This is a genomic window from Olivibacter sp. SDN3, from assembly GCF_014334135.1.
Classification (GTDB): domain Bacteria; phylum Bacteroidota; class Bacteroidia; order Sphingobacteriales; family Sphingobacteriaceae; genus Olivibacter.
This window is the reverse complement of record NZ_CP060497.1, coordinates 4,448,729-4,460,905: the sequence shown is the minus strand read 5'-3', so window position 1 is coordinate 4,460,905 and position 12,177 is coordinate 4,448,729. Positions and strand designations below refer to the sequence as shown.

General features: G+C 39.0%; 11 protein-coding genes. All 11 read left to right on the top strand.

All coding sequences use genetic code 11. The features are described 5' to 3' along the window. The first annotated feature begins 5 nt into the window (after positions 1 to 5). The 11 genes from mobC to H8S90_RS18645 all read left to right on the top strand — a co-directional run bounded on the left by mobC (position 6) and on the right by H8S90_RS18645 (position 12,164). Positions 6 to 2,006, top strand: a complete 2,001-nt coding sequence (gene mobC, locus H8S90_RS18695; RefSeq protein WP_187339350.1) for a conjugal transfer protein MobC — start codon at positions 6 to 8, stop codon at positions 2,004 to 2,006. A 110-nt stretch (positions 2,007 to 2,116) separates the two neighbouring features. After that, positions 2,117 to 3,001, top strand: coding sequence for an AraC family transcriptional regulator (locus H8S90_RS18690; protein ID WP_187339349.1), 885 nt, complete (start codon positions 2,117 to 2,119; stop codon positions 2,999 to 3,001). Positions 3,002 to 3,080: 79 nt separating this feature from the next. After that, entirely contained in the window at positions 3,081 to 3,833 is a 753-nt protein-coding gene (locus H8S90_RS18685; protein ID WP_187339348.1) for an MBL fold metallo-hydrolase, read from the top strand. A 159-nt stretch (positions 3,834 to 3,992) separates the two neighbouring features. Next, on the top strand, positions 3,993 to 4,820 hold the full coding sequence (locus H8S90_RS18680) for an RteC domain-containing protein (protein WP_187339347.1): 828 nt from the start codon (positions 3,993 to 3,995) through the stop codon (positions 4,818 to 4,820). A gap of 99 nt (positions 4,821 to 4,919) precedes the next feature. Further along, positions 4,920 to 5,252, top strand: a complete 333-nt coding sequence (locus tag H8S90_RS18675) for a helix-turn-helix transcriptional regulator (RefSeq protein ID WP_187339346.1) — start codon at positions 4,920 to 4,922, stop codon at positions 5,250 to 5,252. A 72-nt stretch (positions 5,253 to 5,324) separates the two neighbouring features. Further along, positions 5,325 to 5,789 (top strand): DUF6428 family protein, encoded by a 465-nt coding sequence (locus tag H8S90_RS18670; RefSeq protein WP_187339345.1) that lies wholly within the window; start codon positions 5,325 to 5,327, stop codon positions 5,787 to 5,789. Between the two features lie 19 nt (positions 5,790 to 5,808). Continuing rightward, positions 5,809 to 6,423, top strand: coding sequence for a low molecular weight phosphatase family protein (locus tag H8S90_RS18665; protein ID WP_187339344.1), 615 nt, complete (start codon positions 5,809 to 5,811; stop codon positions 6,421 to 6,423). A 3-nt stretch (positions 6,424 to 6,426) separates the two neighbouring features. Further along, positions 6,427 to 7,458: an ACR3 family arsenite efflux transporter gene (arsB, locus tag H8S90_RS18660; RefSeq protein WP_187339343.1), complete on the top strand. Its 1,032-nt coding sequence runs from the start codon at positions 6,427 to 6,429 to the stop codon at positions 7,456 to 7,458. Positions 7,459 to 7,526: 68 nt separating this feature from the next. Beyond that, positions 7,527 to 7,838: a hypothetical protein gene (locus tag H8S90_RS18655; RefSeq protein WP_187339342.1), complete on the top strand. Its 312-nt coding sequence runs from the start codon at positions 7,527 to 7,529 to the stop codon at positions 7,836 to 7,838. Positions 7,839 to 7,923: 85 nt separating this feature from the next. Continuing rightward, a complete protein-coding gene (locus H8S90_RS18650) occupies positions 7,924 to 10,095 on the top strand; it encodes a TonB-dependent receptor (RefSeq protein ID WP_187339341.1) in 2,172 nt (723 codons plus the stop codon). Positions 10,096 to 10,130: 35 nt separating this feature from the next. Further along, the gene (locus H8S90_RS18645; protein WP_187339340.1) at positions 10,131 to 12,164 is read left to right on the top strand and encodes a heavy metal translocating P-type ATPase; all 2,034 of its coding nucleotides are present in this window, start codon (positions 10,131 to 10,133) and stop codon (positions 12,162 to 12,164) included. The last annotated feature ends 13 nt before the right edge of the window (positions 12,165 to 12,177 follow it).

The following is a 12,177-nucleotide window of genomic DNA, read 5'->3' as shown; positions in this document are numbered from 1 at the left end:
TTGTTATGCAGGGAGAAGACGATTTGAGAGGATTAGCCAAAATCATGGCTTTTATGCGTGCCGTAAGTATTCTTTTGGTACTGATGCACTTTTATTGGTTCTGTTACGGGTTCTTTGCCGAACGTGGGTGGACACTGGAAATTATCGGCAAGATACTGACCAATTTCAACCGTACCGCAGGGCTGTTTGCCCACACACTTTACACCAAGATTTTTGCAATGCTTTTGTTGGCGTTAAGCTGTCTTGGTACTAAAGGCGTAAAGAATGAAAAGATAACATGGGCTAAGATTTACACCGCCTTAGTTATCGGCTTTGCGCTGTTCTTTCTGAACACGCCATTGTTAAAGCTGTCAGCAGGGGTTGCCACATCGCTTTACATCCTTACAACGAGTTTGGGATATATAGCCTTGCTCATGGCAGGGGTATGGATGAGCCGACTACTCCGCAACAACCTGATGGACGATGTTTTCAATAACGAAAACGAGAGCTTCCAACAGGAAACCCGTCTGATAGAAAATGAATACTCGGTCAATCTTCCGACAAAGTTTTTTTACAAGGGCAAGTGGAACAATGGATGGATTAATATCGTCAACCCTTTTCGAGCTTCGATTGTACTTGGTACTCCCGGCTCGGGAAAATCCTACGCCATCGTAAACAACTACATCAAGCAACATATCGAAAAGGGCTTTGCGATGTATATCTACGATTTTAAGTTTGACGACCTTTCCACGATTGCCTACAACCATTTGCTGAAACATTCCGATAAATATAAGGTGAAGCCGAAATTTTACGTTATCAATTTTGACGACCCACGCCGTAGCCACCGATGCAATCCGCTAAGCCCTGCCTTTATGACGAACATTTCCGATGCTTACGAAGCCTCTTACACCATCATGCTGAACCTCAACAGGTCGTGGATTTTGAAGCAAGGGGATTTTTTCGTGGAAAGCCCAATTATATTGCTTGCCTCAATCATTTGGTTTCTGAAAATCTATGAAGACGGAAAGTACTGCACGTTTCCCCATGCTATTGAATTGCTGAATAAAAAATATGCAGACGTTTTTACGATACTGACCTCATATCCCGAACTTGAAAACTATCTATCGGCTTTCATGGATGCGTGGCAGGGCGGAGCGCAAGACCAGTTGCAGGGGCAGATAGCATCGGCAAAAATCCCATTGTCACGGATGATTTCACCACAGCTTTATTGGGTCATGACGGGGGATGATTTTTCACTGGACATCAACAACCCCCAAGAGCCGAAAATCTTGTGCGTGGGCAATAATCCCGACCGTCAAAATATCTATTCGTCCGCTTTGGGATTATATAATTCGAGGATTGTAAAACTCATCAATAAGAAAGATAAGTTAAAGAGTTCCGTCATCATAGACGAGTTGCCTACGATATATTTCCGAGGACTGGATAATCTTATCGCAACGGCACGTAGCAATAAGGTGGCAGTATGCTTGGGTTTTCAAGACTATTCACAATTGATAAGGGATTATGGCGACAAGGAAAGCAAGGTCATCCAAAATACGGTGGGTAATATTTTCTCCGGTCAGGTAGTGGGCGAAACAGCCAAGAACCTAAGCGAGCGTTTCGGCAAGGTCTTGCAGAAAAGGCAGAGTATGACCATCAACCGTAATGACAAATCCACTTCTATATCCACCCAATTGGACAGCCTTATTCCGGCTTCCAAAATATCTACCTTGACACAGGGAATGTTTGTCGGAGCAGTATCGGACAACTTTGATGAGCGCATCGAACAGAAAATATTTCACGCTGAAATTGTGGTGGATAACGAAAAAGTTTCTGCCGAAACAAAAGCGTATAAGCAGATACCGCAAATATTATCCTTTAACGATGAACACGGCAACGATAATATGAAGCAGGTCATTGAAGCCAATTATAGGCAGGTCAAAGCGGACATTGTGCATATTGTGGAAAGCGAAATGGAGCGTATCAAGAACGACCCCGATTTACAGCATCTGATACAAGCTACATAAATCACGATATATTTTTCTCAGTTCATTCCAATATTAAAATAAGCGCATCCACTTTAGCTTTTTAATTTTAGATATATTTGTAATACGTCTAAAGAATACCCAAAGTCAAAATGGGTAGGAATGGGCAAATTGAGAACGATTTAATTCTAAGGAACATGGATATTGTGACGATAGAACCACATAACAACCTTAAAGAGATTGTAAAAAAGTTCTGGTGGGCTAACATCCAAAATGCTAACCACCAGAATAAAACGTACAAAATTTTGGCGGATGGAGCTTTGGGTATCATATTCCAACATTTTAACGGACAATCCTCTTTACTCAATGCTGATGGGCATCAACTTCCAATATCTTTTGTCTACGGTCAAAAAAACGATAGCCCGTGCATAAATTCCTTTCAAGGCAACCCGTTTATTTTTGGAGTAAATCTTCAACCAACAGCCTTTAAAAAGTTGTTTTCCATAGACACTTCCGAACTTACAAATACGCTTATAGACAGTGAATATCTTTTTTCAAAGCAATTCACCGATGAGTTGTTGCACACCTCTTCCCCCGAACAAATAATCCAGTTATTTAGCGGACAGCTTTATCGAAAATTATTGAAATCCAAGCAGGATAATATAATCGACCATAGTATAAAGTTGATGTTTGATGATGCTGACGGTATTAATTCCCATGACCTGTCATCCCGTTTCCATATTTCCCGAAGACAGTTTCAGCGTAAATTTAAAGAATACGTAGGTGTCTGCCCCGAAACTTATCTGCGAATTATAAAGTTTCAAAAATCTATTTATTTGCTAAGAACAAGGCAATATAAAAAGCTAAGTGACATCGGTTTTTCGCTTAACTACGCAGACCAGTCGCATTTTGGAAGAGAATTTAAGCTGTTTTCCGGTTGTACACCAAAAGAGTTCTTACATAAAAACAATTTGCAACAGTCTTTTTTAATTAACGAGACCCACCCGTTTGAAACTATGCGAATATTCAGCAATTAATTTAAAATTGTCGCTTCCGTTCTATTTTTTGACAACGCCCTTTCTTTATTTAGCGTATTGAAATCTAATAGTTGAAGCTATGACAAAAATACATCACCTTAATTGTGTCGAAATTCAGTCGCCGATAGGGAGCAGAGGGATAGGGCATTGTCTGTTATTGGAAGCTGAACAACGGCTTGTTCTTGTAGATACAGGAATTGGTCTTTTAGACACCCAACAGCCAGCAACAAGAATTGGGCAGGATTTAATCGATATGGTTGGCTTCCGTTTTAACGAAGAATGGACAGCAATAAGGCAAATTGAACAGCTTGGTCTAACCCCCAATTCCGTAACTGATTGCATCATTTCACATTTGGACAACGACCATATCGGCGGACTTTCAGATTTTCCCGATGCAGTCGTACACGTTGGAATGGAAGAATATGAAAACTTTAAATCAGATAACCCGAGATACCTAAAAGTACCGTTGTCGCACAATCCTAAAATCATAACTTATGGACAGTCAGAAAATGAATGGTATGGATTTGAAGCGAGGAAGATTGATATTGATATAGATGTAGACTTTTTTCTTATCCCCTTATTTGGTCATACTAACGGTCATTGTGGCGTAGCGATAAAAGTTAACAATAGATGGCTTTTTTATGTTGCTGATGCCTATTATTTGAGGGCTGAATTAAATGATAATAATCACCCTGTAAATGAATTGGTTAAAATAAGAGCGGATAATGATGAACTGCGGATAATCTCACTTAACAAAATCCGTGACCTTGTAAACAAACATCCGGAAATTACGGTATTTGGCTATCACGATGTTGAAGATTACAATCCTTAGCAAGCATAACACAAACTTTAAAAATATAAGATAAGGAGACAGCAAAAGCTGACGTAAAGAAACGTCAGCTTTTGCTACTAATAGAGGAGATATTTTATAGAGACAATCACCCTATTTCCAAACAAATGAACATAAATATTAAGATTTCAAAATAGCTGAATGGATAAATTTCACGATGAAACATTATATAAACTGGAAACAGCAATCAACGAGTTGGAGATTGAAGCCGATTGCTCCGTGCAACGGATAGAAGCCGTTATATACCATATTCTCGAATGCCTGTCCGAACTGAAAGCGTATGTGCTGAAAAGAGGGTTTAAGAACACGGATGAAGAAATCCGATTTTTCAAACATCAGAAACCTGCCATTGTAGCAAAACTCATTTACTACAACGCCATTTATAAAATCGAAACAAAGAAGCCGTATGGTGCAAAGCCCATTAGGAAATACCTCAACAAAGAACTGAAAAAATTAAAAAGGTTCTTTGACAACAACCTCGATTTTTACAAGTACTACCGGAGCAATAACTCGTTCCTTGACGAGAGTTTTTTTGTTCGTGGCAAGCATGATATAAAGCTATGGTTGGACACCTATTATTTTCAGTCCGACCAGTCCTTTTCCACTTCACATGATTACAAGGTCGCCAAGATAATAGCCAATGATTTGATACAGGTTTACATCGAAGACCAGTTGTATAACAAATTCCAAAAAGACAAATCGAAAACCCAAAAAAAGCTGAAATGGACAGGTAGCAAAGTGGCATTGATAGAACTGATTTATGCCCTGCACTATCAAAATGTATTTGACAACGGGAACAATGACATAAGGGAAGTAGCCCAATACTTTGAAAGCACATTTGATATTGATTTGGGCAATTTTTATCAGACCTATTTGGAGTTGAGAAACCGGAAGATGAACCGTACAAAATTCCTTGATGCGCTTCGGGAAGAACTTATACGGAGAATGGACGAACAGGACGAGAAATGACCTCGATTTACAGCATTTGATACAGCAGGGGTAATATTTTTATAAATTTCTTGTGTGATTAAAAAATACATCGTAATATTGCGATATTAATAAAACGTTATGGGGCTTACTAAAACAGAAATATTTACGGACGAACAGAACAAATTGGCTTCTTTGTTTAAAGTTTTAGGGCATCCTGCAAGGGTTGCCATTCTCCAATATATCATCAATCAGAAAACCTGTATCTGTAACGATTTGGTCGATGAATTGGGATTGGCACAGGCAACCATTTCACAGCACTTAAAAGAGCTAAAAAGCATCGGTATCATACAGGGAACTATTGAGGGGAAATCCGTTTGTTATTGTATTGATGAAAATATATGGAAAGAAATTCAAGCCGAATTGAATACGTTTTTTAATCAAGAAGTACAAGTAATGAAGTGCTGTACGTAGTGTTTTTTTAGCACATATAATCGTTATATTGCAATATATAGTTTGTTTTTTCATTTTTTAAGTTCAGTTATTATGAAACTATCAAAAATCAAAGAAATCCTGCCAACATTGGACAATGTTGAATTTCAATTAGAGAACGGAACTTTTGTTCCCGAACATTTCCACGTGACGGAAGTAGGACAGATTACCAAACATTTTATTGACTGTGGTGGTGTAGTCCGCACGGAGAAAGCAGTAAACTTCCAACTGTGGGATGCCAACGACTATGAACACAGGATAAAACCTACCAAACTATTGAACATCATCAAGCTGTCAGAAGAAAAATTGGGAATGGAAGAGGCCGAAATCGAAGTAGAATACCAAACCGAAACGATTGGCAAGTTTGACTTGGACTTTGACGGTCAGCGTTTCATCCTAAAGAACAAACAGACGGCTTGTTTGGCAAATGATGCCTGCGGTATTCCTGCGGAAAAACAAAAAGTAAAATTATCGGAGCTGAACAGCACGTGCTGTACACCTAATTCGGGATGTTGCTAAACACTAAAGACAAATCATAATGTACAAGAATTTAGCCGAAACCATAAGGGGAGTTATTGACAACCAAAACGTAAGCGAGGAACGCAAAGCGATACTGCAACCGCTGATAGATTATGTACGGCAGAAAGCAAACAGCGGAGCGGACATAAACCTCAATTTCATCTGCACCCATAATTCACGCAGAAGCCACTTCGCACAGATATGGGCGCAGGTCGCAGGTGCGTATTTCAATATCCCGAATGTACATTCTTATTCGGGCGGTACGGAAGAAACGGCACTATTCCCGAAAGTGGCGGAAACATTGACCAATCAAGGTTTTACTATTTTCAAGATTGCGGAAACCGATAATCCTGTATATGCCATAAAATATGGGGATAATGATTTGCCAATCATTGGATTTTCCAAGCAATACGACAGCTCTTTCAACCCTGCATCGGCATTTGTCGCCATTATGACCTGTTCGCAGGCAGACGGCGGATGTCCGTTTATTGCCGGAGCGGAAAAGAGAATACCTATCACATTTGAAGACCCCAAGATTTCAGACGGGACACCGGAGCAATCAAAGGTATATGCAGAAAGAAGTTTACAGATAGCAACAGAAATGTGCTATGTTTTTTCAATGATTAAGAGTTAGCCGATGCAACCCAAACTAAAATTTCTTGACCGCTATCTTACCTTATGGATATTCCTTGCGATGGCGACAGGCGTAGGCTTGGGATATTTCTTTCCGAACATTTCCAATGCTACCGATGCCCTATCCGTAGGCACGACCAATATCCCTTTGGCGATAGGGCTTATATTGATGATGTACCCCCCGTTGGCTAAGGTGGATTATTCATTGTTGCCCAAAGCCCTTAAAGACACCAAAGTAATCGGCATATCTTTATTGCTGAATTGGCTTATCGGCACACTATTGATGTTCGGTTTAGCCGTTCTGTTCTTACGGAACGAACCGGATTATATGACAGGTCTGATACTGATTGGCTTGGCAAGGTGTATCGCAATGGTCATCGTATGGAGTGACTTGGCAAAGGGCAATAGGGAATATACGGCATTATTGGTAGCATTGAACAGTATCTTTCAGATATTGACGTACAGCTTCTTTGTTTGGCTGTTCATCAATGTTCTGCCCAACAAATTAGGCTTAGCCGATTTCAACGTAACCGTATCCATGAAAGATGTAACCGAAAGCGTGCTGATATATTTGGGTATTCCATTTTTCGCAGGTTTTATAAGCCGTTATGCACTTGTAAAATCAAAAGGTATAGACTGGTATAACCGCAAATTCGTTCCCAAAATATCACCCGTTACATTATATGCTTTATTGTTTACCATAGTATTGATGTTCAGTCTGAAAGGTGATAAAATATTGGAGTTGCCAATGGATGTAGTAAAAGTAGCTATACCGCTTATCATCTATTTTGTACTGATGTTTTTCGTGAGCTTCTTTATCAGCAAATTCTTAAATGTTCCTTACGACAAAAACGCATCCATCGCATTTACAGCCACAGGAAATAATTTTGAATTGGCAATAGCCGTAGCAATAGCTGTCTTTGGCATTCATTCACCACAGGCATTTGTGGGCGTTATCGGCCCACTTGTGGAAGTTCCGGTATTGATATTATTGGTAAGAGCAAGTTTGTGGTTAAAGGGAAAGTATTACACATAGAAAAGGTTTTTTTTAAGGGATGAAATAAGAGTAGAGATTTGAAAACTAATTTTTTTTACCTTTGCATAATGAAATATTTATCATTCATATTAGCTTTAATGGTGTTGGTGTTATCAACAGCACCTTGCTTTGTGGAAGATAAATGCCTTGACCTCGCACAACAAATAACAGACAGTCAAGAACAAGACAATGATGATTGCGGTATGGATTGTTGCTCCCCTTTTTCTAAATGTAATACTTGTACGGGGTTTGTAATAACCTCATTTTATTTTTCAACAGCAAACTCTGTACAACTACCTGAAAAGAAATTAGGAGCAATAACTACGTCACCTGTTTCAGACTTTCCCTATTCTATTTGGCATCCCCCACAAATCGCTTAATGTGTAGTGCTTTCAGCACAAATTAATTAGTAACGATGCTCTGCATCGTCATCGTTTATTTATTCACATTAAGTATCATTTTACAATGAAAAAAATACTCATTGTGTCATTTTTCATGGCACTAAACCTTTGTGTACATGCACAAAACACGTTAAACGCTGTTGTAAAAAGCAGTGGAACAAAAGAACCTTTAATTGGCGTAACGGCATCTATAAAAGGTACTTCAATTGGAGCAACATCTAACGAGAACGGACAAATTACGTTAATCAATATTCCTAATGGATTACAGGAAATACATTTTAGTTATATAGGCTTCAATGAACGTATTGATACATTAGAATTTCCGTTAAAGGACACCAGTGTTATTGAAATCCTACTCAAAGAAAGTTCAGAGGAATTAGACGAAATTGTTATATCCTCTACCAGAAGTACGAGAAGCATACAAAATATTCCCACCCGTATTGAATTTATCGGAGGTGAAGAATTGGACGAAAAAGGAAATATGAAAGCAGGGGATATTCGTATGCTTTTGAGTGAGAGTACAGGTATTCATGTACAAACTACATCACCCACAAGTGCCAATGCAAGTATTCGTATTCAAGGACTTGACGGGCGATATACGCAAATTTTAAAAGACGGTTTCCCGATTTATTCCGGTGCTTCAAGCGGATTGGGCTTGTTGCAAATTCCACCGCTTGACTTAAAGCAGGTTGAAGTTATTAAGGGTTCAACCTCTACGCTGTATGGTGGTGGAGCAATAGCAGGTTTGGTAAATCTAATTTCCAAGACACCAACGGAAGAAAGGGATTTACGTTTTCATTTAAACGGCACATCGGGCAGAGGGTTGGACATCAACGGTTTTTACGGACAGAAGTTTAAGAAAATCGGAACAACAATATTCGCTTCACACAACCGCAACGGAGCTTACGACCCTGCACAAATCGGACTTTCTGCCATTCCCCAATTTGAACGGTATGTGCTGAACCCAAGGTTATTTGTTTACTTCAATGATAAAACTAAAATGAACTTTGGCATCAACACCACCATTGAAAACCGTTTGGGTGGCGACATGCTTTATATAAAAGGAAAAGCGGACAACACGCACCAATTTTTTGAGGAAAACAAAACACAGCGTTATTCCACCCAATTTGTTTTTGACCATACAGTAAATGAAAACAGTTTTGTTCAAGTCAAAAACAGCGTAAGTTATTTTAACCGCAATACAGCTATTCCTAATTACGAGTTTGAGGGAACGCAAACAGCCACTTTTACGGAAGCAAGCTATACCCACAGCAAAGAAAAATCGGAATGGATAACAGGTGTTAATATTTGGACGGACAATTTCAAAGAAAAACAGATTACCGCATTTCCGTTAAGGGATTACAACCAAACCACATTAGGGGCTTTTGTTCAAAATTCTTTTAAGGCTACGGAATGGTTTCAATTGGAAACAGGTTTGAGAACGGATTACGTGGTGGATTACGGGGCTGTTTTTCTGCCAAGAGTATCGGCATTATTTCATATTGCAAACGGATTGACTTCACGCATCGGGGGTGGATTTGGGTATAAAACACCCACCATTTTTACTGAAGAAAGCGAACGCATACAATATCAAAACGTTATGCCCATTGATGATAATACCAATAAATTGGAAAAGAGCTACGGAGCAAACGCAGACATAAATTACCGTACTAATATGGGTGATGATTGGACGTTCAGCATCAACCATTTATTCTTTTACACCTATTTGGACAATCCATTGTTGCTTCAAAATATGGCAACAAATACTTATCAGTTCATTAATTCATCGGGTTACATCCATACCAAAGGCACAGAAACCAATGTGAAAATCGGCTATGATGATTTGAAACTGTTTTTGGGCTACACCTTTACCGATACCCGATTGCTTGAAAACGGAACAAATACCGAAAATCCATTGACCCCAAAACACCGTATTAATTCCGTACTGATGTACGAAATAGAGGATAAATGGAAGATTGGTTTGGAAGCCTATTATTTCAGCCCCCAAAAGCTGAATGACGGTACAACTGGAAAGGACTATTGGATGTGTGGCTTTATGGCTGAAAAGATTTGGGAACGTTTCTCTTTGTATATCAACTTTGAAAACTTCCTTGATACAAGGCAGACACGCTTTGACAACATCTATACAGGCACGATAACCAACCCTGTCTTTAGAGACATCTATGCACCATTGGACGGATTTGTAATTAATGGTGGAATAAAATTTAGGTTATAAAGTAATGAAAACATTAACCCTCAAATAGATTAATAATGAAACATAAACATATTTATGACGCACAAGGCAAACAGCTTTGTTGCACACAAGAAGAGAAAATATATACCCAAGCAGGTGCAGGGCAAATTGTAGATGATACTTGTTGCTCAACGGATGGAGAAGCCAATCAAAAGGGCAACACACAAAGGGAGGAAGTTGGTAGAAGCAGTATTATTAAAATGTTCTTGCCGAGCATTATTTCATTGGTATTATTACTTGTCGCCATTTACTTTGATAATGTGCTAAAACCCGAATGGTTTACAGATTGGGTAAGGATTATTTGGTATGTGGTTGCTTATGCCCCTGTTGGCTTTCCCGTACTAAAAGAAGCAGTTGAAAGTATCCGTAAAGGCGAGATTTTTTCGGAGTTTTTTTTAATGGGTATTGCCACCATTGGAGCATTTACCATCGGCGAATATCCCGAGGGTGTTGCCGTAATGCTATTCTATTCTGTTGGCGAAGTGTTTCAGACATTAGCGGTAAAAAGAGCCAAAACAAACATTAAATCTTTGCTTGACCAACGACCTGATGAAGTTACAATTTTACAAGATAATCAGCCAAAAGTTGTAAAAGCGGAAACGGTTGCTATTGGTGAGATTATACAATTAAAGTCGGGCGAAAAATTAGGATTGGACGGAGAATTGTTATCTGAAAAAGCATCGTTCAACACATCTGCACTCACAGGAGAGAGTAAACCAGACACCAAATCAAAAGGAGAAACCGTATTGGCAGGAATGATAAACCTAAACACCGTTTCACAGGTAAAAGTGACCACAGCATATACAGATAGCAAGTTAAGCAAGATTTTGGAATTGGTACAAAATGCTACTTCTCAAAAAGCACCGACAGAGTTATTCATCAGAAAGTTTGCAAAAATATATACGCCTGTTGTTGTGGTGTTAGCAGTAGCCATTTGCTTACTGCCTTATTTTTTCGTAACAGATTATCAGTTTTCAGATTGGCTGTACAGGGCATTGGTATTCTTAGTTATATCGTGTCCTTGTGCATTAGTGATAAGTATTCCTTTGGGTTACTTTGGCGGAATTGGCGGAGCAAGCAAAAACGGAATACTGTTTAAGGGAAGTAATTTTTTAGATGCACTTGCCAATATCCAAAATGTGGTGATGGATAAGACAGGCACAATGACAGAGGGTGTTTTTAATGTGCAGGAAGTTGTTTTTGATAAAGAATTTAATCAAGCGGAAATCCTCCAAATGGTAAATGCTTTGGAAAGCCACAGCACACACCCCGTAGCAACTGCCATTCAGCAATATGTTGGTGCTGTAAATAACAATATCCCATTACAAAATGTAGAAGAAATAGCAGGACACGGATTAAAAGCCAATGTAAACGGGAAAGAATTATTGGTAGGAAATTTTAAGTTGATGGATAAGTTTTCTATCACTTATGACATTGACCCGAATAGCATTGTTTACACCGTAATTACCGTGGCTTACGATAACAAATTTGTAGGCTATATCACTATTGCAGACACTATAAAGGAGGATGCACAAACTACGATTGACAAACTAAAATCTCTCCATGTAAAAACTACCATGTTAAGTGGCGACAAATCAACCGTAGTAAAATTTGTTGCAGAAAAATTGGGCATCAATTATGCGTTTGGCGATTTACTGCCCGAAGACAAAGTAAATAAAGTCAAAGAGATAAAAGCTAAAAACGAAAACGTTGCATTTGTAGGAGACGGTGTGAATGATGCACCTGTTGTGGCATTAAGTGATGTAGGTATAGCAATGGGCGGTTTAGGAAGCGATGCTACTATTGAAACTGCCGATGTGGTAATACAGGATGATAAGCCGAGTAAAATACCAATGGCAATCAATATCGGTAAACAGACAAAGAAAATAGTTTGGCAAAACATAGCTTTAGCATTTGGAGTGAAAGCCGTTGTATTGATACTTGGTGCAGGTGGATTAGCCACAATGTGGGAAGCCGTATTTGCCGATGTAGGTGTGGCATTATTGGCTATACTGAATGCAGTAAGAATACAACGTATGAAATTTAACTAACAAAAATAAATCA

What these genes read in the sequence shown, in the direction of transcription:
- H8S90_RS18680 (WP_187339347.1), top strand. Translation starts at nt 3,993, where the DNA reads ATGGATAAATTTCACGATGAAACATTATATAAACTGGAAACAGCAATC.
- H8S90_RS18650 (WP_187339341.1), top strand. Translation starts at nt 7,924, where the DNA reads ATGAAAAAAATACTCATTGTGTCATTTTTCATGGCACTAAACCTTTGT.
- H8S90_RS18655 (WP_187339342.1), top strand. Translation starts at nt 7,527, where the DNA reads ATGAAATATTTATCATTCATATTAGCTTTAATGGTGTTGGTGTTATCA.
- H8S90_RS18685 (WP_187339348.1), top strand. Translation starts at nt 3,081, where the DNA reads ATGACAAAAATACATCACCTTAATTGTGTCGAAATTCAGTCGCCGATA.
- H8S90_RS18665 (WP_187339344.1), top strand. Translation starts at nt 5,809, where the DNA reads ATGTACAAGAATTTAGCCGAAACCATAAGGGGAGTTATTGACAACCAA.
- H8S90_RS18645 (WP_187339340.1), top strand. Translation starts at nt 10,131, where the DNA reads ATGAAACATAAACATATTTATGACGCACAAGGCAAACAGCTTTGTTGC.
- arsB (WP_187339343.1), top strand. Translation starts at nt 6,427, where the DNA reads ATGCAACCCAAACTAAAATTTCTTGACCGCTATCTTACCTTATGGATA.
- H8S90_RS18670 (WP_187339345.1), top strand. Translation starts at nt 5,325, where the DNA reads ATGAAACTATCAAAAATCAAAGAAATCCTGCCAACATTGGACAATGTT.
- H8S90_RS18675 (WP_187339346.1), top strand. Translation starts at nt 4,920, where the DNA reads ATGGGGCTTACTAAAACAGAAATATTTACGGACGAACAGAACAAATTG.
- mobC (WP_187339350.1), top strand. Translation starts at nt 6, where the DNA reads ATGCAGGGAGAAGACGATTTGAGAGGATTAGCCAAAATCATGGCTTTT.
- H8S90_RS18690 (WP_187339349.1), top strand. Translation starts at nt 2,117, where the DNA reads ATGGGTAGGAATGGGCAAATTGAGAACGATTTAATTCTAAGGAACATG.